Origin of the sequence: Streptomyces sp. WAC 01529 (assembly GCF_003945545.1) — a bacterium.
GTDB classification, from domain to species: domain Bacteria; phylum Actinomycetota; class Actinomycetes; order Streptomycetales; family Streptomycetaceae; genus Streptomyces; species Streptomyces anatolicus.
In genome coordinates, this window is the sequence record NZ_CP029617.1 from 4969169 (window position 1) to 4984093 (window position 14925).

The window sequence follows — 14925 nt, forward strand, 5'->3', positions numbered from 1 at the left end:
GCTCCCTCCCCCGAGGTGACGGCCGCCCCCCGTTCGAGGGTGCGGAAGGGCTGTGGGCCGGGCCACATGTGACCCGGCGTTCACGGAAGGCCCGGGCGCGATAGCCTGACCGCCGGATCTCTCTTGATGCCAAGAGATCGATCATCGAGAGGCGATCGAGGACTCGAAGAGGCGTCGGCGGGGATCCAGGAAAAAGGGGATCCAGGACACCAGTCCGAGGGACAGGGAACCCCACCGCCAGCTGTCTTACGGAGATCGCCATGACCCGCACTCCCGTGAATGTCACCGTCACCGGCGCGGCCGGCCAGATCGGCTACGCGCTGCTCTTCCGCATCGCCTCCGGCCACCTGCTCGGCGCTGACGTGCCGGTCAACCTGCGCCTTCTTGAGATCACGCCGGCGCTGAAGGCCGCCGAGGGCACCGCCATGGAGCTCGACGACTGCGCCTTCCCGCTGCTGAACTCGATCGAGATCAGCGACGACCCGAACGTGGCCTTCGACGGGGCCAACGTCGCCCTGCTCGTCGGCGCCCGCCCCCGCACCAAGGGCATGGAGCGCGGCGACCTCCTGGAGGCCAACGGCGGCATCTTCAAGCCGCAGGGCAAGGCCATCAACGACCACGCCGCCGACGACATCAAGGTCCTGGTGGTGGGCAACCCCGCCAACACCAACGCGCTCATCGCGCAGGCCGCCGCCCCGGACGTACCGGCCGAGCGCTTCACCGCGATGACCCGTCTGGACCACAACCGCGCCCTGTCGCAGCTGTCGAAGAAGACCGGCGCCCCGGTCTCCGACATCAAGCGCCTGACGATCTGGGGCAACCACTCGGCCACCCAGTACCCGGACATCTTCCACGCGGAGATCGCCGGCAAGAACGCCGCCGACGTCGTGGGCGACCAGTCCTGGCTCGCCGACGAGTTCATCCCGACCGTCGCCAAGCGCGGTGCCGCGATCATCGAGGCCCGTGGCGCCTCCTCGGCCGCCTCCGCCGCCAACGCCGCCATCGACCACGTCCACACGTGGGTCAACGGCACGGCCGCGGGCGACTGGACCTCCATGGGCATCCCCTCGGACGGTTCGTACGGCGTTCCGGAGGGGCTCATCTCCTCCTTCCCCGTCACCGCCGAGAACGGCACGTACAAGATCGTCCAGGGCCTGGAGATCAACGAGTTCTCGCGTGCCCGCATCGACGCGTCCGTCAAGGAGCTGACCGAGGAGCGCGAGGCAGTGCGCGCGCTCGGCCTCATCTGAGTCCTCTTCCAGGGCGCTCCCGCCCCCGGCAGCCGTGCACCGCGGCCGCCGGGGGCGGTTCTGTTTCCGGGGCAGGTTTCCCGTCCTGGACCGTTGCCTACGTACTCATGAATGTAGTACTTCTTATACATGAGCGAGCAAGTGCACAACAGATTGGCGATGGTGCGCGCCGAACGGAAGGTGTCGCGTCAGAGCCTGGCCGAGGCGGTGGGGGTCCACTACCAGACCATCGGCTACATCGAGCGGGGGCAGTACAACCCGAGCCTCGACCTCGCACTGAAGATCGCGAAGTTCTTCGGGCTGCCGGTCGAGGCCGTGTTCTCCCTCGAGCCGTTCCGCCCGCTCACGGATGAGGTCTACGGGAGGAACCAGTGATGACGACCAGCGAGCAGCGCCCCCTGACCGGCTACGACCGGCGGATGTACCGGCTGATGAACCGCCGTGAGGCGGCGCCGCTGCACGCCACCGCCGCGCGCAGGCGTGCCGTGGTCTGCGCGCACATCGCCCTGACCGGCGTGAGCGTGGCGGCCTGGCTGTGCACCGTCGTGGGGGACCGGCGCTGGGCGCTGTTCGCCATGCTCGGCCTGCTGCTGCCGTGGTGCTTCGCGACCGGCGTCATCAACAGTTCGACGCGCGGCCTGCTCGAACTGCGCGTGCGCGCCCTCGACGAGCGGCAGCGCGCGGAGAAGAACCGGGTGGCGGCCCTCGCCCACCGCGCGATGCTCTGGGTGCTCCTCGCGGCGACCGTCGGCTCGGGCGCCGCCGCTCTCGCGGACGTGGAGATCGAGGGGCTCGTCTTCCCCGCCCTGTTCACCGTCTTCGTCGTGCACTGGCTGATGCCGCTCTGGGTGGCCGGGCTCACCGCGCGGGACGAGCCGGACCTCGACGACGACCTCGTCGAGGCCGGGGGGTCCGCGGCGGCCACCGGCGGAGTGTGAGTCAGGACTCCTGGACGTCCCGTAGAGCGGACACGCGGGTACGGTCAGGAGGTCGACAGCATGGAACAAAGCGCACTTTTCACCCCCGCTGTCGGCACGCGCAGTGACAAGGCGCACTTTCGGCCACCGAACAGGCATGCTTTTCCCGCCGTGGGGCAGGTGCACCCGGCTACCGCGAGTGACGGGCGGGGCATATGACAGGAACGGAAGGCAAACGGGACGTGTCCGCACAACAGACCATTCATGTGGGCGGAGAGTGGCTGAGCGCCGCCTCCGGCGCCACCCGCGAGATCCTCGACCCGGCAGACGCCAAGCCGTTCGCGCTGATCGCCGAGGGCGGGACCGAGGACGCGGACGCGGCCATCGCCGCCGCCCGCAAGGCCTTCGACGACGGACCGTGGCCGCACACGCCCGTCGCCGAGCGTGCCGCGCTGCTCCGCAGGGTCGCCGACCTCCTCGTACGCGACCGCGAGGAGATCGGTCTCCTGGAGAGCCGTGACGCGGGCAAGACCCTCGAAGAGGGGCGCGTCGACGTGGACTGCGTCGCGGACGCCTTCCGTTACTTCGCCGATCTGGTCATCGGCGAGGGCGCGGGCCGCGTCGTCGACGCCGGTTCCGACGACATCCACAGCGTCGTCGTGCACGAGCCCGTCGGCGTCTGCTCGATGATCACGCCCTGGAACTACCCGCTGCTCCAGGCCAGCTGGAAGATCGCCCCGGCCCTCGCCGCGGGCAACACCTTCGTCATCAAGCCCAGCGAGATCACCCCGCTGACGACGGTCGCGCTCATCGACCTCCTCGTCGAGGCCGGGCTGCCCGCCGGTGTCGCCAACATCGTCACCGGCCCCGGCCACACCGTCGGCGCCCGCCTCGCCGACCACCCCGACGTCGACCTGGTCTCCTTCACCGGCGGCCTCGTCTCCGGCACCAAGGTCGCCCAGGCCGCCGCGCTCGGCGTGAAGAAGGTCGCCCTGGAGCTGGGCGGCAAGAACCCCAACGTCGTCTTCGCGGACGCCTGCGCCACCGACGAGAGCTTCGACACCGCCGTCGACCAGGCGCTCAACGCCGCCTTCATCCACAGCGGGCAGGTCTGCTCCGCCGGTGGCCGCCTCATCATCGAGGAGTCCGTCCGCGAGCGCTTCGTCGCCGAACTGGCCCGCAGGGCCCGCAAGATCAAGCTCGGTCGCGGCACCGAGGACGGCGTCGAGTGCGGTCCGCTCGTCTCGCAGCAGCAGCGCGAGAAGACCGAGATGTACGTCGCCTCGGCCCTGGAGGAGGGCGCGGTACTCCGCTCCGGCGGCAAGCGCCCCGAGCCGAGTGACGTCCGGCCCGCCACCGGCTACTTCTACGAGCCGACCGTGCTCGACCAGTGCCACCGCGAGATGAAGGTCGTACGCGAGGAGGTCTTCGGACCCGTCCTGACCGTCGAGACCTTCCGCACCGAGGACGAGGCCGTCGCCCTCGCCAACGACACCGAGTACGGCCTCGCGGGCGCCGTGTGGACCAGCGACCCGGGCCGCGCCCGCCGCATGGCCCGCCGGATGCGCCACGGCACCATCTGGATCAACGACTTCCACCCCTACCTGCCGCAGGCGGAGTGGGGCGGCTTCGGCAAGAGCGGCGTCGGCCGCGAGCTGGGCCCCGCGGGCCTCGCCGAGTACCGCGAGTCCAAGCACATCTACCAGAACCTGGCGCCGCAGCCGGTGCGCTGGTTCGCCGGCTGACACCCGCCCGCCCCTTACGCGCAAGCACCTTGCACGACCTCGCAGGAAGAGGAGTAGCTACCCCATGGCCGAAACGCCCCAGTCCGCAACCGAGTACGACTACGTCATCGTCGGCGGCGGCACCGCAGGATCGGTGATCGCCTCGCGCCTCACCGAGAACCCGGACATCACCGTCGCCGTCATCGAGGGCGGCCCCAGCGACATCGACCGCGAGGACGTGCTCACGCTCCGCCGCTGGCTCGGCCTGCTCGGCGGTGACCTCGACTACGGCTACACCACCACGGAGCAGCCGCGCGGCAACTCCCACATCCTGCACAGCCGTGCCAAGGTGCTCGGCGGCTGCTCGTCGCACAACACCCTGATCTCCTTCAAGCCGCTGCCGTCCGACTGGGACGAGTGGGAGGAGGCCGGGGCCACCGGCTGGAACGCCAAGGCGATGGACCCCTACTTCGGCAAGCTGCGCAACAACATCGTGCGCGTCGCCAAGAAGGACCAGAACCAGATCGCCACCGACTGGGTCGAGGCGGTCAAGACCGCCCTCGGCGTCCCGGAGGTCGTCGGCTTCAACGACCAGCCGTTCGACGAGGGCGTCGGCTTCTTCGACCTCGCCTACCACCCGGAGAACAACAAGCGCTCCTCCGCCTCCGTCGCCTACCTCCACCCCCACATGGAGGCCGGTGACCGCCCGAACCTCCATCTGTTCCTGGAGACCTGGGCGACCAAGCTGGAGCTGGACGGCAAGACCGCGCGCGGCGTCCACGTGCGGATGAAGGACGGCGAGGAGTCGCTGCTGACCGCCCGCCGCGAGGTGCTGGTCTGCGCCGGTGCGGTCGACACGCCCCGGCTGCTCATGCACTCCGGCATCGGCCCCGAGAAGGACCTCGAAGCGCTCGGCATCCCGGTCGTGCACGACCTGCCCGGCGTCGGCGAGAACCTCATCGACCACCCGGAGTCGGTCATCGTCTGGGAGACCAACGGGCCGATCCCCGGCAACTCCGCGATGGACTCCGACGCCGGTCTCTTCGTGAAGCGGGACCCGGACCACAAGGGCCCGGACCTGATGTTCCACTTCTACCAGATCCCCTTCACGGACAACCCCGAGCGCCTTGGCTACGAACGCCCGGAGCACGGCGTCTCGATGACGCCGAACATCCCCAAGTCCCGCGCGCGCGGCCGCCTCTACCTCACGTCGGCCGACCCCGAGGTGAAGCCCGCGCTCGACTTCAAGTACTTCGAGGATGAGGGCGACTACGACGGGCGGACGCTCGTCGACGGCATCAAGCTGGCGCGCGAGGTCGCGCAGGCCGAGCCGTTCAAGAAGTGGCTCAAGCGCGAGGTCTTCCCCGGCCCCGAGGTCACCGACGACGCCGAGATCAGCGAGCTGGTGCGCAAGGCCGCCCACACCGTCTACCACCCGGCGGGGACCTGCCGAATGGGCGCTTCCCATGATGAACTCGCCGTGGTCGACCCGGAGTTGAAGATCCGGGGCATGGCAGGAATCCGTATCGCGGACGCATCCGTCTTCCCGACGATGCCCGCCGTGAACCCGATGATCGGAGTACTCATGGTCGGGGAGAAATGTGCCGAGATCCTTGGTGGTGACGGCCGATGAGCGAAGCCACCATGACGAACGGGACCGAGACCACGACGCCCGCCGCAGGGCCCGTGTTCGCCGTCAAGAACCTCTGGAAGGTCTTCGGCCCCCGCGCCGGACGCATACCGGACGACACCTCGCTGCACGGCCTGAGCCCCGCCGAACTGCGTGAGCGCACCGGCTGCACGGCCGCCGTGCGGGATGTGTCCTTCGAGGTCAACAAGGGCGAGGTCTTCGTCGTCATGGGCCTGTCGGGCTCCGGCAAGTCGACCCTCGTACGCTGCCTGACCCGGCTCATCGAGCCGACCTCCGGCACCATCGCCATCGACGGCGAGGACGTCCTCGCCATGGACAAGGCCCGCCTGCGCGAACTGCGCCGCCACCGCGCCTCCATGGTCTTCCAGCACTTCGGCCTCCTGCCGCACCGCTCGGTCCTCGACAACGTCGCCTACGGCCTGGAGATCCAGGGCGTCGGCAAGGCCGAGCGCCGCGCCAAGGCCCTCGAAGTCGTCGAGAAGGTCGGCCTCGAAGGTCTTGAGCAGCGCAAGCCGGGTCAGCTCTCCGGCGGCCAGCAGCAGCGCGTGGGCCTGGCCCGCGCCCTCGCCGTCGACCCCGAGGTCCTGCTCTTCGACGAGCCGTTCAGCGCCCTCGACCCGCTGATCCGCCGCGACATGCAGGAGGAGGTCGTCCGCCTGCACCGTGAAGAGGGCCGCACGATGGTCTTCATCACCCACGACCTCAGCGAGGCCCTCAAGCTCGGCGACCGCATCGCCCTGATGCGCGACGGCCGCGTCGTCCAGTGCGGCACGCCCGAGGAGATCGTCGGCTCCCCGGCCGACGACTACGTCCGTGACTTCGTACGCGATGTCGCCCGCGCCGACGTGATGAGCGTGCGCAGCGCCATGCGCCCCGCCACCGGCGACGACGAGAGCCGCGGCGCGGCCCTCGGGCCCGACGCCAAGGTCTCCGAGGCCATCGAGGCCGTCGCCCGCTCCGGCTTCCCGGTGCGCGTGATGGACGGCAAGCGGTGCCTCGGCGTGGTGGACCACGCGGGGCTGCTCGCCGTCGTCGCCGGGACCGCGGCCCCCGCGCCGACGCCCCCGGCCCCGGCCGCCCCCACGCCAACCGTCCCCGGCCAGGGCGAGGTGGTCGGCTGATGGCCACAGCCACCGCATCGAGTCCCGTACGGGAAACCGGAATCGGCGCGCTCCTGCGCCACCGTGCCGTCGGCAAGCTCCTGCTGCTCGCCGTCGCCGCGGCGGTTCTCGTGCCGATACTCAACGCCAAGTGGGCCTCCGGCGCCTGGCCGGACGCGCTCACCGTCGACCTGACCGAGCCGCTCGGCAGGACGACCGACTGGATCATCGACAACCGCGACAACCACCCGCTGTTCATCTACTTCCTCGGGCACATCAGCAACGCCATCGTGCTCTCCGTGCGCGGCGTCTACCTCGTGCTGCTCGCCGCCGGATGGGCCGGCGTGACCATCGGCGCCGGGCTCGTCGCCTGGCGCGTGGCGGGCGTCAGGCTCGCGGTCATGGCGTCCGCCGCGTTCGCCGTCTGCGGTCTGCTCGGCATGTGGGTGCCGACCATGCAGACGCTCGCCCTGATGATCGTGGCCGTCCTCGCCTCCGTGGTGATCGGCCTGCTGCTCGGCCTCGCGGGCGGACTCAACGACCGCTGCTTCCGCGTCCTGCGCCCGGTGCTCGACACCATGCAGGTGCTGCCCGCGTACGCCTACCTGCTGCCGTTCGCCCTCGTCTTCGGCATGGGCGTGCCCGCGGCCATCATCGCCACCGTCGTCTACGCCGCCCCGCCCATGGCCCGCCTCACCGCGCTCGGCCTGCGCGGCGCCGACGGCGGCGTGATGGAGGCGGTGACCTCGCTCGGCGCGACCGGGCGCCAGCGCCTGTTCTCCGCGCGCCTGCCGCTCGCGCTCAAGGAACTCCTGCTCGGCCTCAACCAGACGATCATGATGGCGCTCTCCATGGCCGTCATCGCCTCGGTGATCGGCGCGGGCGGCCTCGGCGACCGCGTCTACCAGGCGCTGTCCACCGTCGACGTCGGCCAGGCGCTCGCCGCCGGCATCCCGATCGTGCTGCTCGCCGTCGTCCTGGACCGGGTGACCGGCGCGGCCGGTGAGCGAGCCGGTGCCAACGCCGAGGACAGCTCCCCGCTGCGCGGCGGACGCGGCTGGGCCGTCGCCGCCGCCGGGACGGTCGTCGCCGCACTCGCCGCCCGCTTCGCGGACCGCGTGGACTGGCCGACCGGCTGGGTCGTCAACATCGCCCCGTCGGTGAACACCGCCAAGGAGTGGATGGTCGACCACATCTACACCGGCGTGCCCGTCGTCGGCGGCACCGCCGACTGGGCCGCCCACTTCACCGACTGGGTCCTGAACCCGGTCAGGGACGGCCTCCAGGGCCTGCCCTGGTGGTCGGTCCTGCTCGTCGTCGCCGCCCTCGCCTGGCTGATCGGCACCTGGCAGACGGCCCTCACCGCCGTCGCCGCGATGGGCGCGATCGGCGTGCTCGGCGTGTGGGACAAGTCCCTCGACACGCTCGCGCAGGTCCTCGCAGGTGTCGCGGTGACCCTCGTCCTCGGCTTCGCGATCGGCGTCGCGGCCTCCCGCAGCAAGCGGTTCGAGAGCCTGCTGCGCCCGGTGCTCGACGTCTTCCAGACGATGCCGCAGTTCGTCTACCTCATCCCGGTCGTCGCCCTCTTCGGCATCGGCCGCGCCCCCGCGGTCGCCGCCGCCGTCGTCTACGCGCTGCCCGCCGTCGTCCGCATCACCACCCAGGGCCTGAACCAGGTCGACGCCTCCGCGATGGAGTCCTCGCGCTCGCTCGGCGCCACCAGCTGGCAGCAGCTGCGCCAGGTCCAGCTTCCGCTGGCCCGCCCCGCGCTCATGCTCGCCCTCAACCAGGGCGTCGTCCTGGTCCTCGCCGTCGTCGTCATCGGCGGTCTGGTCGGCGGTGGCGCGCTCGGCTACGACGTCGTGTTCGGCATCGCGCAGGGCGACCTGGCGACCGGCCTGGTGGCCGGTATCGCGATCGTCTGCCTCGGCCTGATGCTCGACCGCGTCACACAGCCGACGGCACGCCGGGAACCCAGCGCCAAGAAGGGAGCGTGACATGCGAGTTCGTACGCGTGTCATGAGTGCCGTCACGGCCGGCGGCGCGCTCCTCGCGCTCTCCGGCTGCGGCGCCGCCGACATGAGCAAGCAGGCGTCGCCGTACGCGAACGCCGCCGGGGCCAAGACCGTGACCCTCTCGGTCCAGTCCTGGGTCGGCGCGCAGGCGGACGTCGCCGTCGCCGAGTACCTGCTCAAGAACGAGCTGGGCTACCGCGTCGACAAGGTCCAGATCGACGAGGTGCCCGCCTGGGACGCCCTCAGCCAGGGCCGCGTCGACGCGATCATGGAGGACTGGGGCCACCCGGACCAGGAGCAGCGGTACGTCAAGGAGAAGAAGACGATCGTCTCCGGCGGCGACATCGGCGTCACCGGGCACATCGGCTGGTACGTACCGACGTACTTCGCCAAGAAGCACCCGGACGTCACGGACTGGAAGAACCTCAACAAGTACGCCGACCGGTTCCGCACCTCCGAGAGCGGCGGCAAGGGCCAGCTCATGGACGGCTCCCCGTCGTACGTGACCAACGACAAGGCGCTGGTGAAGAACCTGGACCTCGACTACGAGGTCGTCTTCGCCGGGTCCGAGGCGGCGCAGATCACCCAGATCGAGCAGTTCGCCAAGGAGAAGAAGCCGTTCCTCACCTACTGGTACAAGCCGCAGTGGCTGTTCGAGAAGGTGCCGATGACGGAGGTGAAGCTGCCCGAGTACAAGGAGGGCTGCGACGCCGACCCGGCCAAGATCAAGTGCGCCTATCCGCACACACCGCTCCAGAAGTACTTCAACGCGGACTTCGCCAAGAAGGGCGGCGACGCCGCGGAGTTCCTGAAGAACTTCAAGTGGTCGGAGGAGGACCAGAACGAGGTCTCCCTGATGATCGCCGACAAGAAGATGTCCCCCGAGGACGCCGCGAAGGCGTGGGTGGACAAGAACGAGTCGAAGTGGAAGGGCTGGCTTCCCAAGTAGCCGCTCCTCCCGTTGTGGGCAGGCGTGCCGCAGGGCGGCACGGGTGGGCACAACGCACCGGTGCCGGGCGCCTTTTGAAGGGGCGCCCGGCACGGTTCAGACCAGCTCGCCGGCGATGTCCCGCAGGGCGCCCAGGCTCCGGTGGAGCAGACCGGGCCCGAAGGTGATCCGGGTGGCCCCGAGCTTCCCCAGCTCCTGAGGCGAGGGTCCGCCCGCCCCGGCCACCGCGTTGAGCGGCCCCTCGATGCCCGCCCGCAGCGCGGGAAGCGCCTCGGGCGGCGCCAGGATCGGGTAGACGCAGTCCGCTCCGGCCGCCACGTAGAGGCGGGCCCGCTCGACCGCCGCCGCCACCTCGGGAACGCCCCGCAGGAACGTGTCCACGCGGGCGTTGACGAAGAGCCGGTCCCCCGCCGCGGCCCGCACCTCCGCGAGGAAGTCGGCCTGCTCGGCGGGTTCCCTGAGCACGCCTTCGCCGCCGCCCTCGCCGCCGCCTTCGCCGCGGACGGAGTCCTCCAGGTTGCAGCCGACCGCGCCGGTCTCCAGGAGCCGTTCCACCAGCTCCTTCGCCGGGAGGCCGTAGCCGCCCTCGATGTCCGCGCTCACGGGCACCGAGACCGACCGCACGATGCGCGCGATCGCCGCGAACATCTCCCCGGGCGGCACCTGACCGTCCTCGTACCCGAGGGAGAGCGCGATCCCCGCGCTCGGCGTGGCAAGCGCGGGACTGCCCGCCTCCTCGAACACCCGGGCGCTCGCCGCGTCCCACGGCCCCGGCAGGACCAGCGGATCGCCGGGGGCGCGGTCGTGGTGCAGGGCGCGCAGGGCGGCCACCGGGCTCACCACGGCCGGGCGCCCGGCTCGACGCGGCGGCTGACCATCAGGCGGTTCCAGCCATTGATGACGGTGATCAGGCCGATGAGATGGGCGAGGTGCGCCTCGTCGAAGTGCGCGGCGGCCTCCTCGTACACCTCGTCCGGTACGAAGCCGTCGGTGAGGACGGTGACGGCCTCGGTCAGCGCGAGGGCGGCGCGCTCGCGCGCGGTGAAGAGGTCCCCGGCCTCCTCCCAGGCGTTGAGGAGGGCGATGCGCCTGGCGCTCTCGCCGTTCTTGAGGGCGATCTCCGCATGCATGTCGAGACAGAACGCGCACGCGTTGATCTGCGACGCCCGGATCATCACCAGCTCGGCGAGGGCCGGGTCGCCCAGCCCCTGCTTGGCGGCGGCGCTCAGCGCGGACATCGCGGCGCCGACACCCTGGTCCAAGTAGGTGGTGCGCGCGGTCACTTGAGGTCTCCGGCCTTGTAGTGGCCCGGCACCTGGCGGGTCGTGACGCCGAAGCGGTTCCACGCGTTGATGACGGTGATCGCGGCGATCAGCTGGGTCAGCTCCGCCTCCTCGAAGTGCGCGGCGGCCCTCTCGTACACCTCGTCCGGCACGAAGCCGTCGGTGAGGACGGTGACCGCCTCGGTCAGCTCGATCGCGGCGACCTCCTTGGCCGTGTAGAAGTGCCGGGACTCCTCCCACGCGCTGAGCTGGATGATCCGCTCGACGCTCTCGCCCGCGGCGAGCGCGTCCTTGGTGTGCATGTCCAGGCAGAGGGCGCAGCGGTTGATCTGGGAGGCGCGGATCTTCACCAGTTCGTAGATCACCGGGTCGAGGCCCTTACGGGCCGCCGCGTCGAGTCTGATCATGGCCTTGAAGACCTCGGGAGCATGCGTGGCCCAGGCGAGGCGGGGCGTGTGCTCGTGGACGTACTCCTTGGCGGAGGAGTTCGCGGGGGCGTTCTCGGACGTGTTCTCAGGGGCGGTCTCGTGCGTCGTCATGCCCTCGACCCTACGGTCGGGGTAGCCCACCGGTATGGTCCATTTCCATGGCGGAATCCTGGGCCAATCTCGGCGTCGACCTGCATCTGGAGACGGGCGGCGACGCGTCCCGCAACGGCGTGCGCAAGGGCCTGACGGACGCCCTGCGCGCGGCGGTGCGCGGCGGCCGTCTCGCCCCCGGCACCCGGCTGCCCTCGTCCCGCTCCCTCGCCGTCGACCTCGGCATCGCGCGCAACACCGTCGCCGACGCCTACGCCGACCTGGTCGCCGAGGGCTGGCTCACCGCCCGCCAGGGCTCGGGCACGCGGGTCGCCGAGCGCGCGATCACCCCGCCGGTGCGGCCCGCGCCGACCCGCAGGCCCGCGGGCGCCCCGACGTACGACCTCACCCCCGGCACGCCCGACCTGGCCGCCTTCCCGCGCGCGGAGTGGCTCAAGGCGGCCCGGCGCGCGCTGTCGGCGGCGCCCAACGCCGCGTTCGGGTACGGCGATCCCCGTGGCCGCGTCGAACTCCGCGAGGCCCTTGCCGGCTACCTCGCGCGGGCCCGCGGCGTGCACGCCGACCCCGACCGCGTGATCATCACCGCCGGATTCGTGCACGGCCTGTCCCTCCTGGGCCGGGTGCTGCGGGCGCGCGGTCTGCGGGCGGCGGCCGTGGAGTCGTACGGCCTGGACATCCACTGGAACCTGCTGCACCGCGCGGGCCTGCGGACGAGCCCCCTCGACTTCGACGACCTGGGCACCCGCACCGCGGGGCTCGACGCGGGCGCCGCGAAGGCGGTGCTGCTCACGCCCGCACACCAGTTCCCGATGGGCGTACCGCTCCACCCCGACCGGCGCGCGGCGGCCGTCGACTGGGCGCGGCGCGAGGGCGGGCTGATCCTGGAGGACGACTACGACGGCGAGTTCCGCTACGACCGCCAGCCCGTCGGCGCGCTCCAGGGCCTCGACCCCGAGCACGTGGTCTACCTCGGCACGGCCAGCAAGTCCCTCGCACCCGGGCTGCGACTCGGCTGGATGGTGGTGCCGTCGGGGCTGCGCGACGAGGTGCTCGGCGAGAAGGACGCGGCCGGGTGGTCCTGCGGCACGCTCGACCAGCTGACGCTCGCGGACTTCCTCACGTCGGGTGCGTACGACCGTCATGTGCGCGCCGCCCGCCTGCGCTACCGGCGCCGCCGCGACCAGCTCGTGGCGGCCCTCGCCGAACGGTCCCCCGAGACCCGCGCCTCGGGCATCGCGGCCGGCCTCCACGCGGTCCTCGAACTCCCGCCGGGCACCGAGCAGTCGGTCGTCCAGGCCGCCAACTGGGAACGCCTCGCCGTCCAGGGCCTGGCCCGCTTCCGCCATCCGCTCGCGGGGGTGGGGGAGCGGGACGCGCTGGTGGTGGGGTACGGGACGCCCGCGGAGCACGCGTGGGCGGGGGCGCTGGACGCGCTGTGCCGGGTGCTTCCGTGACCCGGCGCGCTCGTCCCCGCGGTCCTGTGGGCCTGCGCCCAAAGCCGTAACCGGCCTCGGCCGCCGGACCGATCCGATCGCGCCACACCCCCAACTACCGTCCCACGCATGACGAAAACGACACCGACAGGTGAGGGGCCGACCGGCCGGGTGACCGTGCTCGGCCTGGGCGACATGGGCTCGGCGATCGCAAGGACCTTCGTGGAGCACGGCTTTGACACCACGGTCTGGAACAGAACCGCGTCCAAGAGCGCGCCACTGGTCGACGCCGGGGCGACGGCGGCGGAGACGGCCGCGGGGGCGGTGGCGGCGAGCCCGCTCGTCGTGATCTGCCTGCTCGACGGCGCGGCGGTGGACGAGGTCCTGGCGGCCGTGGAGGGGGCGGTCGCGGGCAAGGTCCTGGTGAACGTCACGAGCGGCTCTCCCGCGCAGGCGCGGGCGAACGAGCGCTGGGCGGGCGAGCGTGGCGCGGAGTACATCGACGGCAAGGTCATGGGAGACCCGCCGGACGTGGGCAAGCCGCACGTCAGGTTCCCCTTCAGCGGCTCCCGCGCGGCCTACGAGGCCCATGAGCCGACGCTGCGGCTGCTCGGCGGCATCGCGTACCACGGGGAGGACGCGGGGGCCGCGGCCGTGGAGTTCATGGCCCAGGTCGCGATGGGCTTCGAGATGCTCATCGGCTTCCTGCACACGCTCAAGCTGGTGCGGGCGGAGGGAGGCGACGTGGCCGCTTTCACCGAACGCTTCGCGGACTCACTGTCCGGCTACCCGCCCCTGCTCACCTCGATGGCCGACGCGATCAAGACCGGCGAGTATGGCCCGGACCTCGGCTCGCTCAACGTCCAGGCGGCCCTGATGGACGACTTGATCAGCCACCGGGAGTCGGTCGGGGTGGAGGCGGTACGGATGCGAGAGGTAAAGACCTTGATGGACCACCGAATAGCAACCGGCCACGGCGAACAGGGCTTCTCCAGCCTGTTCGAACTCCTGACCAAGTAACCCTGCCGAAGAACGCCCCGGGCATGGGCGCCCCGTCAGGGGCGCGGGGAACGGCGCGCTCAGCCACAACGCACCCGCAGGGAAGGAACCGGAGCACAGGCGCCCCGCCAGAGCCCGCCGGGGAACGGCACACTCAGCCGTACCCCCAATACCCTTGGGTAGGCTGCCCGTTGAACCGCGCCGCCGCGTGCCACCGCCCCCACCGCCCAGGAGCCCCCCGTGCCCGAGTCCATGCCAGAGACCGAGTCCGACCTCAGCAGAGTCGACACCGCCCGGCCCCACACGGCCCGCATCTGGAACTACTGGCTCGGCGGCAAGGACAACTACGAGGTGGACCAAGAGGCGGGCGACCGCATCCGCGAACTCCACCCTGGCATCGGCGAGTACGCCCGCGCCGACCGCCTCTTCCTGGGCCGCGCGGTGCGTCACCTGGTGAAGGACGAGGGCATCCGGCAGTTCCTCGACGTCGGCACGGGCCTGCCCACCGCCGACAACACCCACGAGGTAGCCCAGCGCCTCGCCCCCGAGTCCCGCATCGTCTACGTCGACAACGACCCGCTGGTCCTCGCCCACGCCCGCGCCCTGCTCACGAGCTCCGCCGAGGGCCGCACCGACTACCTCGACGCCGACATGCGCGACGTCGACACCATCCTCGAACACGCCGCCCGCACCCTCGACTTCAGCGAGCCGGTCGCCCTGATGCTGCTCGGCGTCGTCATCTTCATCGACGACGACACGGAGGCGTACGACACCGTGCGACGGCTCCTCGACGGCCTGCCCGCGGGCAGCCACCTCGTCCTCAGCCACACCGTCACCAGCCCGTCGATGCCGGACGTGGACGCGGCCGTGGCGTTCTGGAACGAGCACGGGACACCGAAGCTCACCCAGCGCACCCCGGACCAAGTGGCCCGCTTCTTCGACGGGTTGCGCCTCCTAGAGCCGGGCGTGGTGTCGTGCAACCGCTGGCGGCCCGAGCCGGCCGAAGCCGACGCGCCGCTCCCGGACGAGGTGGCGATGTTCGCCGGCGTGGGCCGCAAGTGAGGT

General features: G+C 71.2%; 14 protein-coding genes. 11 read left to right on the forward strand and 3 right to left on the reverse strand.

Translation table 11 applies throughout. The annotated features are described in order from the left end of the window. Positions 1-260 precede the first annotated feature (260 nt). The 8 genes from DMA15_RS22510 to DMA15_RS22545 all read left to right on the forward strand — a co-directional run bounded on the left by DMA15_RS22510 (position 261) and on the right by DMA15_RS22545 (position 9606). Positions 261-1250 (forward strand): malate dehydrogenase, encoded by a 990-nt coding sequence (locus tag DMA15_RS22510; protein WP_125514552.1) that lies wholly within the window; start codon positions 261-263, stop codon positions 1248-1250. A gap of 129 nt (positions 1251-1379) precedes the next feature. Beyond that, positions 1380-1625, forward strand: coding sequence for a helix-turn-helix transcriptional regulator (locus tag DMA15_RS22515; protein ID WP_125514553.1), 246 nt, complete (start codon positions 1380-1382; stop codon positions 1623-1625). Then, positions 1625-2188: a hypothetical protein gene (locus tag DMA15_RS22520; protein WP_125514554.1), complete on the forward strand. Its 564-nt coding sequence runs from the start codon at positions 1625-1627 to the stop codon at positions 2186-2188. The genes DMA15_RS22515 and DMA15_RS22520 overlap by 1 nt, the downstream gene beginning before the upstream one ends. Positions 2189-2382: 194 nt before the next feature. Next, a complete protein-coding gene (locus tag DMA15_RS22525; protein WP_125514555.1) occupies positions 2383-3912 on the forward strand; it encodes an aldehyde dehydrogenase family protein in 1530 nt (509 codons plus the stop codon). 64 nt (positions 3913-3976) lie between these two features. Beyond that, entirely contained in the window at positions 3977-5524 is a 1548-nt protein-coding gene (locus tag DMA15_RS22530; RefSeq protein ID WP_125514556.1) for a GMC oxidoreductase, read from the forward strand. Then, on the forward strand, positions 5521-6663 hold the full coding sequence (locus DMA15_RS22535; protein ID WP_125514557.1) for a glycine betaine/L-proline ABC transporter ATP-binding protein: 1143 nt from the start codon (positions 5521-5523) through the stop codon (positions 6661-6663). Before DMA15_RS22530 ends, DMA15_RS22535 begins: the two co-directional genes overlap by 4 nt. After that, complete coding sequence (locus DMA15_RS22540) at positions 6663-8639, forward strand: ABC transporter permease subunit (RefSeq protein WP_125514558.1); 1977 nt, start codon at positions 6663-6665, stop codon at positions 8637-8639. The genes DMA15_RS22535 and DMA15_RS22540 overlap by 1 nt, the downstream gene beginning before the upstream one ends. Position 8640: 1 nt before the next feature. After that, positions 8641-9606: an ABC transporter substrate-binding protein gene (locus DMA15_RS22545; protein WP_125514559.1), complete on the forward strand. Its 966-nt coding sequence runs from the start codon at positions 8641-8643 to the stop codon at positions 9604-9606. A gap of 96 nt (positions 9607-9702) precedes the next feature. Here the strand turns inward: DMA15_RS22545 and DMA15_RS22550 are convergent, their stop codons facing one another. Genes DMA15_RS22550 through DMA15_RS22560 form a run of 3 tightly spaced genes read right to left on the reverse strand, consistent with a single transcriptional unit; the run spans position 9703 to position 11428 of the window. After that, entirely contained in the window at positions 9703-10446 is a 744-nt protein-coding gene (locus tag DMA15_RS22550; protein WP_125517943.1) for an isocitrate lyase/phosphoenolpyruvate mutase family protein, read from the reverse strand. Then, entirely contained in the window at positions 10443-10889 is a 447-nt protein-coding gene (locus tag DMA15_RS22555; RefSeq protein ID WP_125514560.1) for a carboxymuconolactone decarboxylase family protein, read from the reverse strand. The genes DMA15_RS22550 and DMA15_RS22555 overlap by 4 nt, the downstream gene beginning before the upstream one ends. Beyond that, on the reverse strand, positions 10886-11428 hold the full coding sequence (locus tag DMA15_RS22560; protein ID WP_125514561.1) for a carboxymuconolactone decarboxylase family protein: 543 nt from the start codon (positions 11426-11428) through the stop codon (positions 10886-10888). Before DMA15_RS22560 ends, DMA15_RS22555 begins: the two co-directional genes overlap by 4 nt. A gap of 47 nt (positions 11429-11475) precedes the next feature. Between DMA15_RS22560 and DMA15_RS22565 the strand changes: the two genes are divergently transcribed. From DMA15_RS22565 to DMA15_RS22575, 3 genes are all read left to right on the forward strand, one after another. Next, positions 11476-12882, forward strand: a complete 1407-nt coding sequence (locus DMA15_RS22565) for a PLP-dependent aminotransferase family protein (RefSeq protein ID WP_125514562.1) — start codon at positions 11476-11478, stop codon at positions 12880-12882. 108 nt (positions 12883-12990) lie between these two features. Next, positions 12991-13881 (forward strand): NAD(P)-binding domain-containing protein, encoded by an 891-nt coding sequence (locus DMA15_RS22570; protein WP_125514563.1) that lies wholly within the window; start codon positions 12991-12993, stop codon positions 13879-13881. Positions 13882-14112: 231 nt separating this feature from the next. After that, entirely contained in the window at positions 14113-14922 is an 810-nt protein-coding gene (locus tag DMA15_RS22575) for an SAM-dependent methyltransferase (protein WP_125517944.1), read from the forward strand. The last annotated feature ends 3 nt before the right edge of the window (positions 14923-14925 follow it).

Excerpts from the sequence above, each read along its gene's own strand:
- DMA15_RS22515 (WP_125514553.1), top strand. The coding sequence starts at position 1,380 with ATGAGCGAGCAAGTGCACAACAGATTGGCGATGGTGCGCGCCGAACGG.
- DMA15_RS22525 (WP_125514555.1), top strand. The coding sequence starts at position 2,383 with ATGACAGGAACGGAAGGCAAACGGGACGTGTCCGCACAACAGACCATT.
- DMA15_RS22510 (WP_125514552.1), top strand. The coding sequence starts at position 261 with ATGACCCGCACTCCCGTGAATGTCACCGTCACCGGCGCGGCCGGCCAG.
- DMA15_RS22535 (WP_125514557.1), top strand. The coding sequence starts at position 5,521 with ATGAGCGAAGCCACCATGACGAACGGGACCGAGACCACGACGCCCGCC.
- DMA15_RS22540 (WP_125514558.1), top strand. The coding sequence starts at position 6,663 with ATGGCCACAGCCACCGCATCGAGTCCCGTACGGGAAACCGGAATCGGC.
- DMA15_RS22560 (WP_125514561.1), bottom strand. The coding sequence starts at position 11,428 with ATGACGACGCACGAGACCGCCCCTGAGAACACGTCCGAGAACGCCCCC.
- DMA15_RS22530 (WP_125514556.1), top strand. The coding sequence starts at position 3,977 with ATGGCCGAAACGCCCCAGTCCGCAACCGAGTACGACTACGTCATCGTC.
- DMA15_RS22575 (WP_125517944.1), top strand. The coding sequence starts at position 14,113 with ATGCCAGAGACCGAGTCCGACCTCAGCAGAGTCGACACCGCCCGGCCC.
- DMA15_RS22570 (WP_125514563.1), top strand. The coding sequence starts at position 12,991 with ATGACGAAAACGACACCGACAGGTGAGGGGCCGACCGGCCGGGTGACC.
- DMA15_RS22520 (WP_125514554.1), top strand. The coding sequence starts at position 1,625 with ATGACGACCAGCGAGCAGCGCCCCCTGACCGGCTACGACCGGCGGATG.
- DMA15_RS22565 (WP_125514562.1), top strand. The coding sequence starts at position 11,476 with ATGGCGGAATCCTGGGCCAATCTCGGCGTCGACCTGCATCTGGAGACG.
- DMA15_RS22545 (WP_125514559.1), top strand. The coding sequence starts at position 8,641 with ATGCGAGTTCGTACGCGTGTCATGAGTGCCGTCACGGCCGGCGGCGCG.